This is a genomic window from Pontimicrobium sp. MEBiC06410 (assembly GCF_053601615.1).
Genome location: NZ_JBSHNT010000153.1, coordinates 89,184 through 110,861, shown reverse-complemented (window position 1 = coordinate 110,861; position 21,678 = coordinate 89,184). Strand labels below are relative to the sequence as shown.

Here is a 21,678-nt window from a genome sequence, read left to right as displayed (position 1 = left end):
ATCTGACCCTCCAGATCTGTAAAACTGATCGAAGTCTAGGAATAGACCAACGGCTCCAGTGGTATCAAAAACTGGTGAGGTTAGCGTTTCTATTAATTGTGTACCATTTCCATTGGCATCACTATCAACAAAAGCTCCAGCCGTACCATCAAGGTCGTTAAAACCGCCTTGTTGTCCAGAGGCCCAAGAGTCTCCTGTGGCTGCCCCTTCATCTGTAATGGTCCAAGAAGCAGGGATTTCTGTATCAAAATTTTCTTGCAAGTAAGTTTGCGCGCTAAGCGAAAAGCTAAATGAAAGTAAAATTAACAGTAAGGTAATCTTTTTCATTATATTAAGGTTTATTTTGGTTTTTAATGTTCTAAAACTAAAAAAAAACCCATGGCTAAACAGTTAAATGTTTTAATTATAGATTAAATACATTTTTTAACGACAAAAGGACGTGTAATTAATTAAAATACCTAACAATTGTTAGTTTAATGTAAATTTATTACTCCTATCTGTTAAATAGGGATATGTTAAGGTGCAGGATTAGGTTTATTTTGGTGTATTGTATTTATTTTTTCTAGAAGGTTATTGGTTAACTCGATATTAATACTATCTATGTTTTCTTTTAATTGCGCTATCGAGGTTGCTCCTATTATATTACTGGTAATAAAAGGTCTCTGATTTACAAAGGCTAATGCCATTTGTGCTAAAGATAAATTATTGTCTTCTGCTAATTGTAAATACTGTTTTGTAGCTTTTGTGGCTTGCTCACTACTATATCTAGCAAATCTTGGAAACAATTTTAAACGTGCATTGTCGCTAGCTGTATTATTTATATACTTACCAGATAATACGCCAAAAGCCATAGGAGAATAGGCTAGTAAACCAATATTCTCCCTAATGGCAATTTCTGCCATATCTCCTTCAAAAACTCTATTAAGTAATGAATAAGCATTTTGTATGGTAATTGGTCTAGCTAACTTATTGTATTTAGACTCTTCTAAATAACGCATTGTACCCCATGCTTTTTCATTAGATAGCCCTATGTTACGTATTTTTCCTGTTTTAATAGCATTATCTAAGGTGTGCAGTACTTCGTTAAAATTATCTTGCCAAGCATCATTAGGGTTATGGTTGTAGTCTCTAACACCAAAGGTGTTAGTTTGACGTTCTGGCCAATGCAACTGATATAAATCTATATAGTCTGTTTGTAGTCTTTTTAATTCTAAATCTATAGCTTCATTAATTGCAGAAGGGCTAAATCCTGTTGTACGAATATGTGCTGTGTAATCTCCAGGGCCAGCTATTTTTGATGCTATTACGACTTTATCTCTGTGTCCTGTTTTTTTTAACCAAGTTCCAATAATTTTACTTGTACGCCCAGAGGTTTCTGCTGTTGCTGGAACAGGATATAACTCCGCTGTGTCTATAAAGTTAACACCATTGTTAAAAGCATAATCTAATTGTTCATGTCCTTCGGCTTCTGTATTCTGGTTACCCCATGTCATAGAGCCTAAGCATATTTTGCTAACTTTTATATCTGTGTTTGGTAGTGTTGTATATTTCATTATTGAGGTAAAATTATTTAACTTGTGTTAGTTCTATTACATCTTATTTAAAAGCTTAGAAAGCTCATCTAATTTTGGTGTTAAAATAACTTCAATTCTTCTGTTTTTTGCTTTTCCTTCTGGTGTGTCATTAGAGGCGATAGGGGCAAATTCTCCTCTTCCTGCTGCGGTTAAATTATCGGCATTTATTTTAGCGTTTTCTTGTAAAATTTTAACAATAGCTGTTGCTCGTTTAGTAGATAAATCCCAGTTTCCAGAGAGCTGTCCAGAGCCTTTAAAAGGAGCATTATCGGTATGCCCTTCAATTAAAACTGCTATTTCTGGGTTCTCCGCTAGTACGGTTCCTAATTGCTTAACTGCTTTTTTACCTTCTGTACCAACAGCCCAACTACCAGAATTAAATAATAATTTATTTTCCATAGAAACGTATACTTTTCCATTGCGTTGCTCTACAGTAAGGCCTTTGCCTTCAAAATCTGTTAATGCTTTAGAGATTGCATTTTTTAAATCTGTCATTGCAGCATCTTTAGACGCGATAACACTTTCTAGTTCTGCAACGCGCTGCGAACGGTCTTCTAATTGTTTCTTTAAAGCTTCTAATCTAGAATTTTCTGCTGCTAGTGCTTGTTCTTTTGCTTCTAATTGTGCTAATAATTCTCTGTTCTTTTTTGTGTTAGCTGCAATTGCAGAAGAACTATTAGATTCTAAAGCATCATAAGAGGCTTTAAGGTTCTCTAATTTAGATTTTGTAGCATTGTAATCGTTTTGTAATTGATCTCGTTTTGCTACCGCATTTGCATACTCTTGTTTAAGCTTGGCTAATTCGTTTTCTGTTTCGTTTTTAGCTTGTAATAAAGCTTCGTTTTCGTCTTGTAAATTTCTATTTTCCTTTTTTAAATCTACATATTTATCTTCTAATTCTTTATAAACTTTAGGAGATACACATGCGGTTAAACTAGTTATAACTAATGCTATGGCAAGTATTTTTTTCATTTGTATATTTTTTTCTATTTGGGGTTTAATCTTCTAGTTCTAGTAATATAGGGCAATGATCACTATGTTTAGCTTCTGTTAATATTACTGCTCGTTTTATTTTATCTTGTAATGGTTTTGTAACCATGGCATAATCTAAGCGCCATCCTTTGTTATTGGCTCTAGCATTGGCACGATAACTCCACCAGCTATACTCTACGCGTTCTGGGTTTAAATACCTGAAAGAATCAATTAATCCACTGTTTATAAAATTTCCAAGCCATTCACGCTCTTCTGGTAAAAAACCAGATACGCCTTTCATTTTTGGATTGTGAATGTCTATAGCTTCATGACAAATATTATAATCTCCACAAACAACTAAGTTGGGTATTTCTTCTCTTAAATTGTTTACATAGTCTAGTATTTGGTCCATGTAATTAAACTTAAAGGTTAGTCTGTCTAAGTTTGTTCCAGAAGGTAAATACATACTCATTATAGAGACCCCATTAAAATCGGCACGAATATTTCTGCCTTCAAAATCCATGGTTTCTATTCCTGTTCCGTATTCTACATGGTTGGGCTCTATTTTACTTAAAATAGCCACGCCGCTATATCCTTTTTTTTGTGCACTATACCAATAGTTGTATTTGTAACCAGCAGCTTCAAAAAGAGACAAGTCTAATTGTTCTTTCATTGCCTTGGTTTCTTGCAAACAAATAACATCTGGGTTAGCGCCTTTTAGCCACTCTATAAAACCCTTTTTTAATGCAGCTCGTATACCATTTACGTTGTATGAGATTATTTTCATGTTAGTTTTGAAGTAATTTTAGCTAAAATAAATAATGCTTTACATTTACACTATTAAATTAAAACAGTTTTAACGAAAACTATTAACAAAATATATTTGAAAGTTTTTAGTTAACCATAGTATATTACATGCTTTATTGTATTTAATGAAAGAGAATTATCATCCTAATTAAAGTAGAAAAGGATGAAAATAAAGACTTAAGAGTCCTAAATGAAATTTATAATTACACTTTTTATATTGCTTATAAGTGTTTCTGTTTTTGCTCAAGAACAAGATTCTAATTATAAGCGTAAAACAGTTGCAGTATCTTCTAGTATTGTTATAGACAGTGTAAGTATAAACCCTAATAATTTTTCTATAGAACGTAAAGATAAAACTGTTATAGATTCTACATTTTACACTGTAGATTTTGCAAAAGCAATAGTTTCTTTTAAGAAGTCCATTGCAACAGATTCTATTGTTATAAACTATTTAAAGTACCCTAAATTTCTTACTAAAACCTATCAGCAATTTGATGAAGCAGTTATTGTTGAAAACAATGATAAGCTTAATAAAATATATAAAATATCCAGACCAAATGTAGAAAAAGAGTTCGCTCCTTTTGATGGATTAACGACTTCTGGTAGTATTTCTAGAGGAGTAACCATTGGTAATAATCAAAATTCGGTATTAAATAGTGAGCTCGATTTACAAATTACGGGGCAATTAAATGATAAAGTTTCGCTTAGGGCTTCTATACAAGATGCTAATATTCCTTTGCAAGAGAGTGGTTATTCTCAAAAACTAGATGAATTCGATCAAGTGTTTATTGAGGTATTTAGCGATAAATGGAATATTAGAGCAGGAGATATAGATTTAGAAAACAAGAATTCTTACTTTGCTAGTTTTTCTAAACGTGTACAAGGATTGTCATTACGTGCTAATTTAGGTGATGAAGATGCTAGTACTAATTTATTTGCTTCAGGAGCGTTAGTAAGAGGGCAGTTTACCACGAGTCAATTTACAGCACAAGAAGGTAACCAAGGCCCGTATAAATTACAAGGAACAAATGGAGAATTGTTCGTGTTAATTGTTTCTGGTAGTGAAACAGTTTATGTAAACGGTATTGTTTTAGAACGAGGTGAAAGTGAAGATTATATAATAGATTATAATGCTGGTGAGATTATTTTTAATTCAACATTTCCTATCACCTCCGAAATGCGTATTACTGTAGATTATCAATTTAGTGATAGAAATTACTCTAGATTAGTAGCTTATGGAGGAGGAAATTATACGAGTGATAAACTAAAAATTGGAGCTACAGTATATTCTGAAAATGATGCGAAAAACAATCCGTTACAACAAAACTTATCTACGGAACAAGTTGAAATATTAAGTAATGCCGGAGACGATACTACACAAATGGTAGGAGATTCTAGTGTAGAAGAAACCTTTAATGAAAACAGAATTTTATACAAAAAGGAAATTATTAATGGCGTTGAAGCATTTGTGTTTTCTAACAATCCTGATGATACTTTATTTAGTGTGCGTTTTACCAAAGTGGGAGATAATGTAGGAGATTATGTTTTAAGTAGTATAAATGCAATTAATAACATATACGAATATGTACCACCAATTGCTGGCGTACCTCAGGGAAACTTTGCGCCCATAGTACAACTAGTAGCACCAACCAAATTGCAAATAGCTGTTGTTAATGGAAGCTATACACCTACTGAAAAAACAGCTATTAACTTTGAAATAGCTGGGAGTAAAAATGATTTAAACCTATTTTCAGATTTAAATGATGATGATAACGATGGTTACGCCATAAAACTTAATGCAGAACAAGCACTTATTAAAAAAGATAGTCTTTGGAATTTGAGCACTTTCGTAGATGGCGATTATATAAATAGAGATTTTAGAAATATTGAAGGACTTTATAATCCTGAATTTAATAGAGATTGGAATTTAGAGCCACCAGTAAGTGGTACTCAAATTGTTGAAAACTTAGGAGATCAAGCATTGTTAACCTCTGGCGTTAAACTATTTCATGCTAAAAAAGGTATTGCAAGTTATAAATTTGAACATTTAAATTATTCTGAAGGGTTTAACGGTAATAAACATAATGTTTTGGCAAATTTGTTATTTAATAAGTTTGTTGTTCGTTCGCAATCAAGTTACTTAAAAGCTAATTCTACATTAAATACATCTACGTTTTTACGTTCGTCTAACACTGCAATATATAATTTAAGTAAAAGCTGGGTAGGTGCTAGGTTTGCTACAGAAAATAATGAACAAAAGGAAAAAACAACAGGAGATTTAACAGCATTATCACAAAAATTTAATGCGTACGAAGGGTTTTTTGGAGTAGGGGATAGTACCAAAATATTTGGTGAAGTTGGTTATAAATATCGCGTAAACGATAGTGTAAGAAATAACCAATTACAACGAGTAAACACTTCTAACACATATTATTTAAAATCTAGATTAATTAAAAATGACCGTTCTAACTTAGCGTTATATGTTAACTATAGAACTTTAGATAATGCTATTGAAGAAGAAACAGATGAGCAGTCACTTAATTCTAGACTACAATACAATCAGCGTTTTTTTAAGAATTTTATACAATGGAATACCGTATACGAAACTAATTCTGGAACTTTGCCACAACAAGACTTTACATACGTAGAAGTCGAGCCAGGACAAGGTGCCTATGTTTGGTTTGACTATAATGGAAATGGAATACAAGAAATTGAAGAATTTGAAATTGCACAGTTTCAAGATCAAGGAAGTTATATACGTGTTTTACTACCTAATCAAGTATTTATAAAAACACATCAAAACAGACTAAGCCAAACATTAACCCTTAATCCATCGGATTGGATTAATTCTAATAGTAAAAGTAAGCGCTTTTGGTCTCATTTTTACAACCAAAGCTCGTATTTAATAGATAGGAAGATAAAAAGAGAAGGCAATACGTTTAATATAAACCCTTTTGAAAAAGATGAAGAAAACCAATTAGGGCTTCAGCTTAATTTTAGAAATGTGCTCTTTTTTAATAGAGGGAAACAGCATTACACTACGTCTTATACATATTTAAACAACGAATCTAGAAATGTACTCACTGTTGGTTTTATTGCAAACGCTTTAAAAAGTCACCAATTAAACTTTAATCATAAATTAGGAGCAAGTTGGTTGGTAAATATGCTTGCCAATTTAGACCAAAATAAAAGTGAGAGTGAAAATTTTTCTACTAAAAACTTTAAAATAAACGAGCAAAGTTTAAACCCTAAGCTATCTTATTTATTAAATGATAATACACGTTTTGATATCTTTTATCAATACACAAATAAAACCAATACCATTGGAGGCTTAGAAACCTTAAAGCAACAAAAATACGGTACATCTTTTGCTTTTTCAAAAAATCAAAAAACGGCAATATCTGGAGAGTTTAATGTGTTTTCTAATACATTTACAGGCAATGCAAATTCACCTGTAGGTTACCAAATGTTAGAAGGGTTACAGTCTGGTAAAAACCTAACTTGGAGTTTGTTAGCACAGAAAAAGCTGACTAAATTTTTAGACCTTAACTTAAATTACCAAGGAAGAAAAACAGAAACTAGTAAAACCATACATACAGGAAACGTACAGCTTAAAGCATATTTCTAACTTTTTTATGAATTTTTAACGCAACCTTTTTCAAGTTAATGTATCTTTATTTAGAATAATTCTTAATAATTAAAATAAAATCAACTTATGAAAAAATATTCATTAGTGTTTATTGTAGCACTTTTATCATTATTTAGTGCTACGGCTCAAGACACTAAAACTGAACCAGAAACAATAACTATAACAGACAAAAAGCACGAAGTAAGGCTAGGTGCTATTAAACTTCTAGCAGGACCAATTTTTGAAGGTGTTTACGAATATGTTCAAGACAGTAATAGAGGTTTTGGTGCAGCTATCCTTTTAAATTTAAATTCAGATAACGAATACCCTGAGAATTATTCTTTAACTCCTTTCTATAGAATGTATTTTCAAACTAAAGAAGATTACGGAGCAAAAGGCTTTTTTGTAGAAGGATTCACTTCATTTTTTGGAGGAAAAAATTATCAGGTTGATTATATTGAAGACGATAGCGGTAGTTTTAGAGAAAAAGACGAGAGTTTTTTCGATATTTCTATAGGGTTAGCATTAGGTAAAAAATGGATTAATTCTGCAGGCTTTGTTTTTGAAATTAAGTTAGGAGGCGGTAGAAACCTATTAAATGGTAGTGAATTTGAAGCTATTGTTAAAGGTGATTTTTACATAGGATATCGTTTTTAATTAAGTAACGAATACTTATATAAAGCAAAAAACGCCTAAACAATTATTGTTTAGGCGTTTTTTTAAGTTATTTGATTTCGTTACCATTTTTGTCAAAAAAATGATATTCTAAATATGTGTAAGCATCTCTAGGTATAATTTTGACCCATTTTTTGTGTTCAAAAAACCATTTTGAACGTATAGATGGAAAACCTTTTGTTAAAAAGGCTGCTATAAAAGGGTGCGTGTTTAAAGATATCTTTTTATAGTCTTTTTTAAATAATTGTTCGAGCTGTTGAGTAATTTTTTCTACCAATACAATTGGTGCTTCAACCTCACTTCCATTTTCTCCATTAGGGTTTTCCTCACGGGTTTTAATGTTCATTTCAGGTCTTACTCTTTGTCTCGTAATTTGAATCAATCCAAACTTACTTGGAGGTAATATTTTGTGTTTGGCTCTATCATCTTTCATTTCTTCACGAAGATGATTAAAGAGTTTTTTTCTATTTTCAGCATTAGTTAAATCTATAAAATCTACTACTATAATACCGCCCATATCTCTAAGGCGAAGCTGTCTTGCGACTTCTGTAGCAGAAATTAAATTAACTTCCATAGCTGTATCTTCTTGCGAGTTAGATTTATTAGACCTATTCCCACTATTTACATCAATAACATGTAGTGCTTCAGTATGCTCTATTACTAAATAGGCACCTTTTGCCATAGAAACAGTTTTTCCAAAAGCTGTTTTTATTTGTCTTTCTATTCCAAATTTTTCAAAAAGCGGAATTTTAGATTGATGTAGTTTTACTATTGACTCTTTCTTTGGTGCAATATTTTGCACATACTCTTTAATTTGAATATAAAGCTCTTCATCGTTTACGTGAATACCAGTAAACGAGTCGTTAAAAATATCTCTTAATATAGAAGAGGCTTTATTTAATTCACCTAAAACTTTTGTAGGGTGATGAGCTTTATGCAATTTTTTACACATTGCGGTCCAACGACCTAGCAAATTTTGTAAATCTTTGTCTAACTCAGCAACTTTTTTGCCTTTGGCTACTGTTCGTATAATTACGCCGAAACCTTTTGGTGTAATGCTTTTTACTAAAAGCTTTAGTCTGTCTTTTTCAGCTCTATCTTCTATTTTTTGTGAAACAGAAATACGGTCTGAAAAAGGAACTAATACAATATATCTACCAGCTATAGAAAGCTCAGAGCTTATTCTAGGGCCTTTGGTAGAAATAGGTTCCTTTACAATTTGTACTAACATTGATTGATTTGATTTTAAGATATCGGCAATTTTGCCATCTTTATCAATATCTTTTTCAAATGGGTAGTCTTTTAAAGAAAAGTCATTTAATTTACCTGTGCTTACACGTTTTGTGAATTTTAAAAGAGTCGATATTTTTGGTCCTAAATCGTGATAATGCAAAAATGCATCCTTCTCGTAACCTACATTAACAAATGCAGCATTTAGGCCAGGAACCGCTTTTCTAATTTTGGCAATAAACACATCACCAACAGAAAAGTTGTTACTATCTTCATCCTTATGCAATTCAATAAGTTTTCCATCTTTTAATAAGGCAAAATCAACAGCTTGTGAACTAGATCGAATAATTAATTCTCTATCCATTTCGTTAATTTTTATCCATACAATTAAGTACAGATGGATTATACATTATTTTTTATCTACTAATTGCATCGCAATTACCAGATAGAATACCTTAATTAACCTTGGTAGTTTAAGATTAACTTTTTACTAAGGTATTTCACAGGATTTTCTAAATCCGGTGAGCTTAACAAATACGCAAGGTTTTACGTATTAATACATTAAACTCAATTTCAAAGAACATTGTTTTTAACAAACCAAAAAAGTAGTTTAAAAAACTACTTTTTTGAATTATTTTTTCTTTTTGTGACGATTAGCGCGTCTTCTCTTTTTACGCTTATGCGTTGCAACCTTGTGTCTCTTTCTTTTTTTACCACTTGGCATAAGATGTCGGTTTTTAAATTAATAATTCGTTTTAATACTTTTTACTTTACGTCTACATTGGTTTTTACACCTTCTACAAATACTTTTGCAGGTTTAAATGCAGGGATATTGTGTGCTGGGATCTTAATTGTTGTGTTTTTAGAAATATTTCTACCAGTCTTTTCGGCTCTAGTTTTAATTATAAAACTACCAAAACCTCTTAGATATACATTGTCTCCGCTCTCTAAAGATGTTTTTACTTCTTCCATGAACGTTTCAACCGTTGCTTGCACATCTCCTTTTTCAATTCCTAATTTCTCAGAAATTTTTGACACTAAATCAGCTTTAGTCATTCTCTTTACCTTTTATTTGTGTTACTATTAATTTTAAGGGTGGGCAAATATAGGAATTTAATATTCAATATTTCAAACCTAATTCATTAAAATTTAATACAATAAACGATTACTTTTGTTATTCGTATTTTTTTTAAAAATGAATTTATCTAAAACTTTAACAAGCTGGTATTCAGTTAATAAGCGAGATTTGCCTTGGCGAAATACGCAAAACCCTTATTATATTTGGCTTTCAGAAATCATTTTACAACAAACTCAAGTTAAACAAGGACTGCCATATTACAACGCATTTACCGCTAAATTTCCAACAATTTACGATTTAGCTAACGCAGATGAAAGTGTTGTTTTAAAATTATGGCAAGGTCTAGGTTATTACTCTAGAGCTAGAAATTTACATGCCTCAGCAAAATATATTGTTTTTGAGTTAGGAGGTGTGTTTCCTAATACTTATAGTGAGATTATAAAATTAAAAGGAGTAGGTGATTATACGGCGAGTGCAATTGCATCCATTTGTTTTAATGAAGCTACAGCAGTTGTAGATGGTAATGTGTACAGAGGTTTGTCTCGTTATTATGGTATAGAAACACCCATTAATACAGGAAAAGGTTTTAAAGAGTTTAAAGCTATAGCTCAAGATTTAATAGATAAAGAAAACCCTGCAGTGTTTAACCAGGCTATTATGGAGTTTGGTGCAAGACAGTGTAAGCCTAAAAATCCAGATTGTACTGTATGCCCAATAAATAAAGGGTGTGTTGCGTTTAGAGAAAATAAAATAGGTGTTTTACCTGTTAAGCTAAAAACAGTAAAAGTAAAAAAGAAGTATTTTAACTTTATAGTAATCATTTCTAAAAATAAAAAAACAGTAGTAGAGCAAAGAGAAGGAAAAGGTATCTGGCAAAACTTATACCAGTTTCCTCTAATAGAAACAGCTGTATCATGTGCAGATATAACCCCAAAACTAAAAGATTTAGAGGTTTTAAGTAATAAAAGCTATGAGGTGTCTTTATATAATGAGCAAGATATAGTACATAAATTATCTCATCAACATTTATATACTAAATTCTGGATAGTTTCTGTAAATGAAGATGTTAAAGAAGGCGTTTTATATAAGGATATTAGAGAGTATCCTGTCCCTATTTTAATAGGCGATTTTATTGAAAGCTTTAATTTTTAAAAGGAGTATGGTTAAACAATACTTTTTTTTTATTAAATTTAAAATTATGAATTGCAAAAGTATAGCTTTGCAAAGCTTAAACAAAAACGAATAATTTATGTCAGGAACATTAAATAAAGTAATGCTTATTGGGCATTTAGGAGATGAAGTAAAAATGCATTATTTTGAAGGAGGAGGTTGTGTAGGTCGTTTCCCTCTAGCAACAAATGAAACATATACAAACAAACAAACTAATGAACGTATTACTAATACAGAATGGCATAATATAGTATTAAGAAATAAAGCTGCCGAAATTTGTGAAAAGTATTTAAGCAAAGGCGATAAAGTTTATATAGAAGGACGTTTAAAAACAAGAAAATGGCAAGACGATTCAGGTAACGATCGTTATTCTACAGAAATCCAAGCAACAGATTTTACGTTTTTAACTACTAAAAAAGAGAGTGGAGCAATGCCCGTTACTCCAGAGCAAAAAACAGAGACACCTAAAGTAGATAATGCAAATGCTTCTACAGAAAATGATGATTTACCCTTTTAATATAATTAATAATTAAAATAGAATTCCTTGGATCCTGAACCCGCCAGCTTAACACTATTAATTTTATCTATAGATGTGTCTGTAGTTTCATGTTTTGCATTACTTATAGTGCTGCTTATTTGTTCTGCATTAATATCTGGAGCAGAAGTTGCTTTATTCTCTTTAACACGAACCGATTTAGAAGATGAGACATTAGAAGGGTCTAAAAAAATTGAAATTATATCTAAACTACTAGAGCGACCTAAAAAATTATTGGCAACCATTTTAGTAGCTAATAATTTTATAAATGTTGGCATTGTTATTCTCTTTGCCTATATAGGAAATATTATTTTCGAGAAGATTACTACAGCATGGGTAAAGTTTACCTTAGAAGTTGTAGTTGTTACTTTTTTAATATTACTTTTTGGAGAAATCTTACCAAAAATATATGCTAGTAGAAATAATATAAAGTTTGCTATGCTAATGGCATATCCATTAAAGATTTTAGATGTTGTTTTTTCGCCAATAAGTCTACCTATGCGCAAAATAACGTTAGGTATTCATAATAAACTAGGAAAGCAAAAATCTAATTTAAGCGTAGATCAACTCTCTCAAGCTTTAGAGCTAACAAGTGAAGAAGATACAACACAAGAAGAACAAAAAATTTTAAAAAGTATCGTGTCTTTTGGTAATACAGATACCAAGCAAGTTATGCGACCTCGCCTAGATATTTTTGCATTAAACATAGAACAAAAATATTCCGAAATAATAAAAGAGATAACAACCAAGGGCTATTCTAGAATACCAGTATACCAAGATAATATAGATACTATAAAAGGTATTTTGTACGTTAAAGACGTATTGCCACATATAGATAAGAAAAATATGGATTGGACAACACTGTTACGTGCGCCATTTTTTGTTCCAGAAAATAAAAAGCTAGATGATTTAATGGCTGAGTTTCAGGAGAAAAAAGTACACTTGGCAGTAGTAGTAGATGAATATGGAGGAACATCTGGAATAGTGTCTTTAGAAGACGTTATAGAAGAAATTGTTGGAGATATAAGTGATGAGTTCGATGATGAAGATGTTGTTTATTCTAAATTAGATAATAAAAATTATGTTTTTGAAGGAAAAACAACATTAAAAGATTTTTATAGAGTTATTGAGTTAGAAGAAGATAGTGTTTTTGAAGACAATAAAGGAGAAGCAGAGACATTAGCTGGATTTGTTTTAGAAATATCTGGAAGTTTCCCTAAGGCTAATAGCAAAGTAAATTTTGAAAACTATGTTTTTACAATAGAAGCTTTAGATAAAAGAAGAATAAAACGACTAAAGATAACTTTGCCTTAATTGTGTAAATTATAATTTGCATAGAAAATTAAAAACAGGTTTAAAATTTTTACAAATACAGAATATATTTTATGATTAAAAAAAGTAGTGTTATATCTATAGGTTTAATTGCAATGTTGTTACTGTTTAGTAGCTGTAATGAAGAGACAACACCTAAACCTAATGCATATTTAAGATTAGAATATCCTGAGGCAAAATACAAAACAGAGGATATTGCTAAAATGCCATTTACTTTCGATCGTAATACCCTTGGAGAAAATTTAAGAACAAAAACATTAAAAGCAGCAACTACAAGTTACGGTGTAACCGTAGAATACCCTAAATTAAAAGGCTCTATATATTTAACCTATAAAGCTGTAGAAAATAATCCAGAGCATTTAAGAACGTTTTTAAGAGACGCTCAAAACTTTACGCAAGAGCACACACAAAAAGCAGATGAAATAGTAGAGCAGCCCTATGAAAATACCGAACGAAAAGTGTTTGGTATGTTTTACGAAGTAGGCGGTAACGCAGCTTCGCAATCGCAATTTTATGTTACCGATAGTATTAATCATTTTTTGGTAGGTTCTTTATACTTCTATGCAAAACCAAATTACGATTCTATTTTGCCAGCTGCAGATTATTTACAGAAGGATATAAAGCAGATTATGGAGTCTATAAAGTGGAAGAATTTATCTACTTCTAACTAAGCAATACAGGTTATTAAAAGATTAAAATTAAATGTTCCCTTTTAGGTGTATATAAGTAGTTTTTATGTCTTTATAATCTGTTAATCTGTAATTGCAAGTTAACTATATATCACCTCTAAAGGCACTAATAATGCATAAACGATATATTATATAAGAGTTATAATAATTGCTATTATTTCTTTTAAAACATGCGTATATACATTTTTGTTTAAATCCCTCATTAGTTACAAATTATAAGCGCTTATGCCTTATAATTTCTATAATTATTATAACTTGCGTGTATGCACTAGTTACCTGCAAGCGAACCCAGCCGCACAGTCAAGCACATTTCATTTTGCTCGTGCCTCACAAAATAAAAAGAGCTTGTCTTTTCCCAACGCTTAATCTGAATAAAAAACAAAATTAAATTAGGAATTATAAAATATGTCCGTAAATTTGTCCGTGTACGTAAAAACGTCCGTGAATAATTATGGCAACAATTAATTTTTATTTAGACAAGGCTGACAAAAAAGGGTTCGCACCAATTCATCTACGAATCAACTGCAACGGAAGTCAAGTTAAAATTTCAACTGGACAAAAAATAAAACCGAAAAACTTCGATAAATCAAAACAAAAAGCAATTGGATTATCTGTAGAATCACACGAAATCAATCATTATTTGGATTTTTTAAAAGAACGAGCTGACGAACTTCTGCACCATTCCAACAAAAAGACTTTTATTCAAGACGAAGTTAAAAGTGTCTTAAATGAACACATAGAAAATTATAAAGAAAATAGCAATGTAAATATCGTAAAAGAACAGGTTTCGCTTTACGGAAAACCATTCACTTTTGTTGATTTATTTGCAGGAGCTGGTGGTTTTAGTGAGGGATTTTTACAAGCTGAACATAATAACAAATTCTTTGATTTTGTAGTAGCTAACGATATAAACGAAAACTGCGAACTCACTCACGTTGTTCGTTACAATCATCAATTGGGTTTAGATGCCAAATTTCTCAAACAAGATATTACTGAACCAGACTTTTTAGACAATTTATTGGAAAAAATAGATGGTCGAAAAATAGACGTTGTTTGTGGTGGTCCACCTTGTCAAAGTTTTAGCCTTGCAGGAAAAAGAAAGAAATTCGACAAAAAAGACGACTTATTTTCTCATTATTTAGAAGTCATTAAGGTTTTACAGCCGAAATACTTCATAATGGAAAATGTAAAAGGCATTTTAACAAAAGAAAGCGGTAAGATTAAAGAACTTATAATAAAAGAGATAAACTCTATTGTTGACATCAAAGAGATTCCTTCACTTACATCATTTATAAAAAAGGTGCGAGATGAATCAAATTCTTTTCTATTTGACAGCATTATAAAACGTGTTGAACTTGAAAAGTTACTCGAAAAAGATAAAGAAAGCGGAAAAGCTGATTTTATCAATTTTGTAGAAAGTAGATTTAGAAAACTAACACCAAAAATTGCAGATTACAAAACCAGTAAAACGGACGAGAACATAAATACTATTCGCCACGGCTTTAACCTTTTAGCGCGAGCGAAAGAATGGGGAAAACTGAAACGTGACATTATAAAAGAAAAAGACTTTTGCAATATTGATAGTGATAATTTTGAAAATGCTTTTACTGATTTCCTAACAGAAATCAGTTCAGAAAATGTTATATCGAAAATTGAAAATGCTTTCAAAATTTTAAAAGTTCCAAATACTTATAAAAAAGATTGTGATGATATCATTACTGCGTTAAAAATCTATACAACTTCTTTTGATGAGTCAATAGAGATATTAAAATCGCATTGCAACAAATCACAGAAAAAGGAATTAGAAACTATTCTTGAAAGTATTAGACTTTATAAAATAGAAAAACCTTTTGTAGCTAACGCCTCAAATTATGGTGTTCCACAAAATAGAGAAAGAGTGCTTTTCATTGGTTGTCGTAAAGACCAAAAATATATTTCTGAAATTCCTGCAACCGTTTCTGAAGAAGAAAAGGTTACCATTTTTGAAGCTTTGTATGATTTAGATTTTATTGGTAACAATCAAGAAGCTCACCGATACGAATTAGTTGATATTTCAACTCAATACAATGGAACCGCAAAGAAAATGGCTAAACTTTTAAAGAAAAGAAAAATTGATGGTAAGCCAATTTCTAAAGGTGGAAAATCTTTTGCAGAATGGTCAAGAAAAGGTAGATTAATTGAACGTTTCAAACCTCAAACAAAGCCTTTTTACGTAAGGAATACAGAAGCACTTGAAAATGGAGAAAAGTATTTCGACATACTCAATAATCACAAAACAAGTAATCAAAACGAAACTGTTGTTGAAAGACTTGGAGTTATTTTAAAAAATGGAGATTATAAAAAAGCGCAACCAGAATTAGAAAAATTAGGTCTTTCGACAAACAAGCGAAATTATAATGTTTTAAAACCAGATGAACAAAGTTCTACAATAATGACCATCGCAGATGATTATATTCATTACAATTCGCCAAGGTCTTTAACAGTTAGAGAAATGGCACGTTTACAGTCTTTTGACGACTCTTTTGTATTTCAAGGGAAACGTTCAACAGGAGGAAATAATAGAAAAACGGAAGTGCCACAATACACTTTAGTTGGTAACGCTGTTCCACCTTTATTAGCAAGAGCAGTCGCAAGTGAAATTTTAAAACATATCAAGTGAGAAAACTTACAGACGAAGAACAAGAAAAAATAAAATTACTGACCAAAAACCAAGTTTCTCTTACTTTAATTGAGCCAACCGAAACCGGATTGAAAAAATCCATTATGGATGCGACTGGTTCTGTTCGTAGTTATTTGAAAAGTGAGAACATTCACGATTATGAATTGCAGAATCAAGGTACAGAGAGCAAAGTAATGATTCCAGCAATTATTCATACTGGTTTTAAGACTGTAAAATCAAAAGCATCTCTATATCGTCCTTCAACTAAAAATGGAGACCCAAGAATTTGGTTTTATGGTTTAACAAAAGTTTCCGACCCAAACGATATTATTGCAATCACATATTATAATGATAGTTTTCAAGTTTTTAACTTGACAAAATTGAATGTGACTGAATTAATAAATTCACCCATAATTAATCCATTCCAAGAATTGATTTCTTCTATAAATTTCGAAGAAAGCGAAATTTCGATTGAGTTGCTGAACAAACTTAAAATCATATCAAAGAAAGGGTTTGTGAAGTCCGAAGTAAATTCTGATACGGGAATTGGAAGAACTATAGAATCATTACTTGGTATTGAAATGAATTCGTCCAAAGCGCCTGACTATAAAGGAATTGAATTAAAATCTTTTAGAGATAAAAGAAATAACAGGAAAGGTTTATTTGGTAAAACCCCAAATTGGAATTTAAGTAAATTTAAATCAAGAGTTGAAATATTGGATACTTTTGGGTATTGGGAAAGCGGAATTTTTCGTCTCTATAATACTATGAGAGGAACTGGAAGAAATGCCCAAGGTCTTATGTTGAGAATAGAATATAATAAGGACTGGTTATTGGAAAACTCTGATAGACCAGAGATAGGAGATTTTCTGGTATGGGAACTTGAAACACTTCGTAAAGCATTATTGAAAAAACATAAAGAAACTTTTTGGATAAAAGCGGAAAGTAAAATTGAAAACAATAATGAATATTTCCATTTTAAAGAGGTTGAACATACTAAAAATCCTATGGTGGATAAATTTGAAATCCTCGTTGAGACTGGAGCAATAACAATGGATTACCCTATTAAAAGAATGCCTGATGGTAAAGTTATTGATAAAGGTTGTAATTTTAAGCTTAATTCGAATTGTTTGGACTTATTATTTCCGCCAAGTGCAAACTATGACTTGACAGCATAATGGAATTGCCAACGCTAGCAAGTTTGCGGAAAAACGCCAGCCAGGTAACAATGTGTATAAAACATAGCTAGTAAAGGCTTTACCAAAGGTTTGTGCTTCTTTACTAAGTCCGCCAAATTTTTAATTTGGTTATATTTAGAAAAAAATAAACATAAAAATTAAAAATTCGGCTCTGTGTTAATCCGAAAAGTTAGTGTCGTTTTATACGCTAGGTTTCATACACTAGACCGTTACCTACAATATGAAAAAAACATTGCTATTCATCATACTAATCGGAATTACGAATTCTGTTTTCGCTCAATCAAGTGAGGAAAAAGTGGAAGAATTTTTTGAATTAATACAATGCAAAACACTTTTAGAACAAGGATTTAATGGAATTGAAAGTGCAATAAACGAAAACAAAGAAATTTTATTCAAGGAATATGAACTTGATTTTGAAAATAAAGAGGATGTTCTAGAATTTGACAACTTTTTAAATGAAGTTATTGAATTAATAAAAGGCGAAACCTATGTTTATATTTCAGATAAATACACGAGAAATTACTCAAATAAACAAGTACAGAATTTTATCAATTTAGCTAAAGACAAAAAGTCAGAAAAAAATATTTTGGTCGAGTCAAATTTTAAAATAGAACTTGATTCTATCCTTCAACATCAAGGAGTTAATTTGCAAAATGATATTCATCTAACACTAACAAAAATAAGAGCTAAATACAGACCTCTAATTCTAAAAATTATTGAAAACGGAACAGAAAAAAATATTTCAGAATTAGAATTGGATTTTTTATTGAACACTAATGATTTACAAAAACCTAATGTTTCAATCTTAAGCAAATCCAGCGCAGAAATAAGTTTACCTAAAAACTTTGACTTTGACTCTGTGATTTCACTAACAATTAAGTTAGATGACGAAATTTATATAATTGATAGATATAATATGAATTTACCTGAAATTGTACGGGAAGTTTCAAGTCCATTGACAAAGGCTGGATTTGAAGATTTGGAATTTTGGACTTTAACTATCGACGAAAATAATATTAGTCTAAAAATCAAAGCTGAAGTGAATATCGGGAGATAAATACTGTAGGTAACATTGTATATAAAAAATAGCGCGAGCCATTGCTAACACAAAGGTTCGGGCATTTTTGGAAAGTCGCCAAATTTTTAAATTTGACGATTTCCAAGTAAAAAGATAAATAGTAAAATTTAAAAATTCGGCTTGTGTTTCATCCGAAAAGTTATTGCTTATTTTCAGCGCTACTTTTCATATACGGAGCCGTTGGCAATAATTTGAGAAATGACGAAATACATTCAAATTTTATTAACCCTATTGACATTATCTGCTTGCGGACAAAATGCAACTGAAATGAAAACACCAGAAAATGCGAATGAAAAATTTTCGGAATTCATTGCAAAGAAAAAGTTTGTTGAACAACCATATCCGAGTTTCTATTCTGGAATTGCAGACGAAAAAATGCGACCAATTTTCACGGAAAAAATAAACAAAGTTGCGATTGATTTTAAGAATGTTGCAGAATCTGAAAAACCGACTGATAAAAAGTATCAAGAAAAAATCGGAATTGGACTTTCGAGGTTTGCGGATATTTATCTGGAATTAGATAGAGAGGATAGAGAGAGAGTTTGTCTGTATTTTGAGGAATTAATGGATATTGTTGGACTGGAAAATTCGAATGGTCAACTCAATAAATTTATGTACGGTTTTGACCCAATGGAAAAGCCAAAAGAAAAAAAGTGGACTGATTCGCACGGAAACGCCTTTATCGAAAAAGGAACTGAAATTTCAATAATACCAGCGAAGTGCAATAAAACAGGAAAAAAATATAAGGTTTTTCTTTACAACAAAACCACGGAAAATATTGGAATTATAAAAGACTTAATTATTAAACCAAGGGAATTTAAAGTATTCAACGTTTTAGATACAGATACTCTTAAATTAGATAATGGAGTTAAGTTCATGTTCGGAGAAACATATGGGCTTGAAGTTGAGGACAAAAAATCGCAAGTTAGTGGACTTGGAGGAAAATATTTGACTGATTATGGCGTGCCGAATGAAATTGATTTTGCTTTTGTCATAGTTCCAGTCGGAAAAGGAGATTAAAAATAAAAACTATTGCCGACACCGTATATAATTTATAGCTAGTTCTAGCCAGCTTACGAAAATCCTTGCAGATTTTCTATTCGGTTTGTATTTGCTAAATTAGGTGCTTAAAACACGCACAAACCATATACAAATACATTGGCAATAATTAAAAAGAATGACAAATAATAGACATAAAATTGCTTTAATAGGTTTTTTAATAATGTTTCTAAATGTTTTTGGACAAGAAACTGAATTAGGATATAAAACAGAAAACCATAAAATATCTTCACAAGATAAAGATGAATATATACTAAAAGTAACTTTTCCAAGAAATTACAGTTCAGATAAAAAGTACAAAACACTTTACTATTTGGATGCGTATTGGCTAACCGAAATTACTCTTGGCTCATATACTATACTAGATTTTTGTGATTATGTTGAAAATGTTGTTTTTGTGGGAATTTCATTAAATGGTAATGAAAAAGATTGGCATAAACAAAGAGATATGGACTTTACCCCTTCACCATTTAAAAATTTAGGACTTTTAGAAGATTTAAAAAAATCAAACCCAGAAAACAACATTAAAATTACTCTCAAAACAGGAGGTGGGCATCAACTAACTGAAGAAAATACAGGAGGAGCAAATTTATTTTTGAACTTTCTAGAAAATGAAGTAATTGAATTTATAGAAAAAAAATATCCTAATTTGAATAAGCGAAGAGGGTTACTTGGGCATTCTTTCGGAGGGCTTTTTGGGTTTTATGCTTTACAAAATCGTCCCGAATTATTCCAAGACTTACTATTAATATCTGCATCACTATCATGGAATTCGTTCGAATTAGTTGATAAAGGAAATTTTTCAAAATTGGAAAAATCAAAAAGTGAAATAAAACTTTATCATAGTTATGGTGGAGAAGAAATAAATGGAATAAAAACCTCAAACAATAATTTAAGTAAAATTATTACAAAATTAGAGCTTGAAAACTTGAATTATAAATTTGATCCAATTAAAAATACTAATCATCACTCAGTTTTATCAAGAGCAATTTATGATGGATTATTGTATTTATATCGAAAATAACTATTACCAACAATTTGTATAGTTAATTGTTCGTTTTCTTTCGCTAACTTAGTTCTAGCAATGTAACTAACCGTATAGGAACACGTTTTGTGTTATTCAAAAAAAACACTTAATCTATCTATGAACTATCAAACATTCCAACCCAATACAGATTTAGAATCTCTTGTAAGTTGTTATTGGACTTTGGAAGTTCCTGCCGAAAACGATTCGAAAAGACAACGAATTATACCCGATGGTTGTATAGAAATGGCATTTATTTTAGGAGACGATATAAAGCGTTATACTTCGCAAAATAGATTTATACTGCAACCCCGAGCAATGGTTCTTGGACAAACGATTGAGCCATTTTATATAGAACCAACAGGCTATGTAAACACTTTTGCAATTAGTTTTTATCCTTATGGTTTTGCCAATTTTGTTACTATGCCTATTAAAAATTTAGCAAATAAAGAAACACCGTTAGAATTATTGTTTGGAGTGCATACCGCAAACCAATTGGAGGAAAAAATTATTGAGGCAGCTAATACTAGCGAGCGAATAGAAATAATTGAAAATTTTCTTTTAGATAAGTTAAATGAAAAAACGACAATAGATAATATTGTAAAAGCTACTATTGATGCCCTTTTAGCAACAAAAGGCAGTGCTTCTATAAGCGAAATTCTTAAAGAAGATTTATCAAAGCGGAGGCAACTAGAAAGAAATTTTAAAAAACAAATTGGTGTTAGTCCAAAACAGTTGGGTAAAGTAATCCGATTACAAACTGCATTAAAAATGTTGCTGAACAAAAAGGCGGATAATCTGACCCAAATTGCATACCAAAGTAAATATTTTGACCAAGCCCATTTTATAAAAGACTTTAAGGAGTTTACTGGTATTAACCCAAAAGACTTTATAGGTAATGAAAATATGACGCTTTCTACTCTTTTCTATAGATAGCCTTTTGTGTCGCATTTTTACAATTTTGGTATT

The 21,678-nt window shown here is 30.9% G+C and carries 18 protein-coding genes; 12 read left to right on the top strand and 6 right to left on the bottom strand.

The genetic code is table 11. From position 1 onward, the window contains the following. The 4 genes from ACVC08_RS10575 to ACVC08_RS10560 all read right to left on the bottom strand — a co-directional run. Nucleotides 1-327, bottom strand: a 327-nt coding sequence (locus ACVC08_RS10575) for a choice-of-anchor J domain-containing protein (RefSeq protein WP_452602007.1), incomplete at its 3' end; no start/stop codon positions are given. A gap of 188 nt (nt 328-515) precedes the next feature. Next, nucleotides 516-1,553 (bottom strand): aldo/keto reductase, encoded by a 1,038-nt coding sequence (locus ACVC08_RS10570; RefSeq protein ID WP_452602006.1) that lies wholly within the window; start codon nt 1,551-1,553, stop codon nt 516-518. A 36-nt stretch (nt 1,554-1,589) separates the two neighbouring features. Then, nucleotides 1,590-2,546: an OmpA family protein gene (locus tag ACVC08_RS10565; protein ID WP_452599388.1), complete on the bottom strand. Its 957-nt coding sequence runs from the start codon at nt 2,544-2,546 to the stop codon at nt 1,590-1,592. Nucleotides 2,547-2,571: 25 nt separating this feature from the next. Continuing rightward, nucleotides 2,572-3,333 (bottom strand): exodeoxyribonuclease III, encoded by a 762-nt coding sequence (locus tag ACVC08_RS10560; RefSeq protein WP_452602005.1) that lies wholly within the window; start codon nt 3,331-3,333, stop codon nt 2,572-2,574. Nucleotides 3,334-3,543: 210 nt separating this feature from the next. Here ACVC08_RS10560 and ACVC08_RS10555 point away from each other — a divergent pair, with 210 nt between their 5' ends. After that, nucleotides 3,544-6,981 carry a hypothetical protein gene (locus ACVC08_RS10555; protein ID WP_452602004.1) on the top strand — a complete coding sequence of 1,146 codons (3,438 nt, stop codon included), beginning with the start codon at nt 3,544-3,546 and terminating at the stop codon, nt 6,979-6,981. Between the two features lie 87 nt (nt 6,982-7,068). Beyond that, nucleotides 7,069-7,638, top strand: a complete 570-nt coding sequence (locus ACVC08_RS10550; protein ID WP_452602003.1) for a hypothetical protein — start codon at nt 7,069-7,071, stop codon at nt 7,636-7,638. 67 nt (nt 7,639-7,705) lie between these two features. On the opposite strand, the gene ACVC08_RS10545 is transcribed toward ACVC08_RS10550, so the two are convergent. Together ACVC08_RS10545 and ACVC08_RS10540 are read right to left on the bottom strand one after the other, a co-directional pair. After that, a complete protein-coding gene (locus ACVC08_RS10545) occupies nt 7,706-9,250 on the bottom strand; it encodes an Rne/Rng family ribonuclease (RefSeq protein WP_452599392.1) in 1,545 nt (514 codons plus the stop codon). A 401-nt stretch (nt 9,251-9,651) separates the two neighbouring features. After that, nucleotides 9,652-9,942: an HU family DNA-binding protein gene (locus ACVC08_RS10540; RefSeq protein ID WP_452599393.1), complete on the bottom strand. Its 291-nt coding sequence runs from the start codon at nt 9,940-9,942 to the stop codon at nt 9,652-9,654. Nucleotides 9,943-10,081: 139 nt separating this feature from the next. Between ACVC08_RS10540 and mutY the strand changes: the two genes are divergently transcribed. The 10 genes from mutY (at nt 10,082) to ACVC08_RS10490 (ending at nt 21,645) form a co-directional block, all read left to right on the top strand. Then, a complete protein-coding gene (gene mutY / locus ACVC08_RS10535; protein ID WP_452602002.1) occupies nt 10,082-11,116 on the top strand; it encodes an A/G-specific adenine glycosylase in 1,035 nt (344 codons plus the stop codon). A 97-nt stretch (nt 11,117-11,213) separates the two neighbouring features. Further along, the gene (locus ACVC08_RS10530) at nt 11,214-11,651 is read left to right on the top strand and encodes a single-stranded DNA-binding protein (protein WP_452597889.1); all 438 of its coding nucleotides are present in this window, start codon (nt 11,214-11,216) and stop codon (nt 11,649-11,651) included. A gap of 27 nt (nt 11,652-11,678) precedes the next feature. Further along, nucleotides 11,679-12,983 (top strand): gliding motility-associated protein GldE, encoded by a 1,305-nt coding sequence (locus ACVC08_RS10525; protein ID WP_452602001.1) that lies wholly within the window; start codon nt 11,679-11,681, stop codon nt 12,981-12,983. Nucleotides 12,984-13,054: 71 nt separating this feature from the next. After that, nucleotides 13,055-13,672 (top strand): gliding motility lipoprotein GldD, encoded by a 618-nt coding sequence (gene gldD, locus ACVC08_RS10520; RefSeq protein ID WP_452602000.1) that lies wholly within the window; start codon nt 13,055-13,057, stop codon nt 13,670-13,672. 469 nt (nt 13,673-14,141) lie between these two features. Further along, a complete protein-coding gene (gene dcm / locus ACVC08_RS10515; RefSeq protein ID WP_452601999.1) occupies nt 14,142-16,349 on the top strand; it encodes a DNA (cytosine-5-)-methyltransferase in 2,208 nt (735 codons plus the stop codon). Then, a complete protein-coding gene (locus tag ACVC08_RS10510; RefSeq protein ID WP_452601998.1) occupies nt 16,346-17,527 on the top strand; it encodes an MvaI/BcnI family restriction endonuclease in 1,182 nt (393 codons plus the stop codon). The genes dcm and ACVC08_RS10510 overlap by 4 nt, the downstream gene beginning before the upstream one ends. Before the next feature lie 241 nt (nt 17,528-17,768). Beyond that, nucleotides 17,769-18,605 carry a hypothetical protein gene (locus tag ACVC08_RS10505; protein ID WP_452601997.1) on the top strand — a complete coding sequence of 279 codons (837 nt, stop codon included), beginning with the start codon at nt 17,769-17,771 and terminating at the stop codon, nt 18,603-18,605. A 288-nt stretch (nt 18,606-18,893) separates the two neighbouring features. Then, entirely contained in the window at nt 18,894-19,646 is a 753-nt protein-coding gene (locus ACVC08_RS10500) for a DUF4844 domain-containing protein (RefSeq protein WP_452601996.1), read from the top strand. A 157-nt stretch (nt 19,647-19,803) separates the two neighbouring features. Next, complete coding sequence (locus tag ACVC08_RS10495) at nt 19,804-20,709, top strand: alpha/beta hydrolase (RefSeq protein WP_452601995.1); 906 nt, start codon at nt 19,804-19,806, stop codon at nt 20,707-20,709. A gap of 120 nt (nt 20,710-20,829) precedes the next feature. Further along, a complete protein-coding gene (locus ACVC08_RS10490; RefSeq protein WP_452601994.1) occupies nt 20,830-21,645 on the top strand; it encodes an AraC family transcriptional regulator in 816 nt (271 codons plus the stop codon). Nucleotides 21,646-21,678 lie beyond the last annotated feature (33 nt).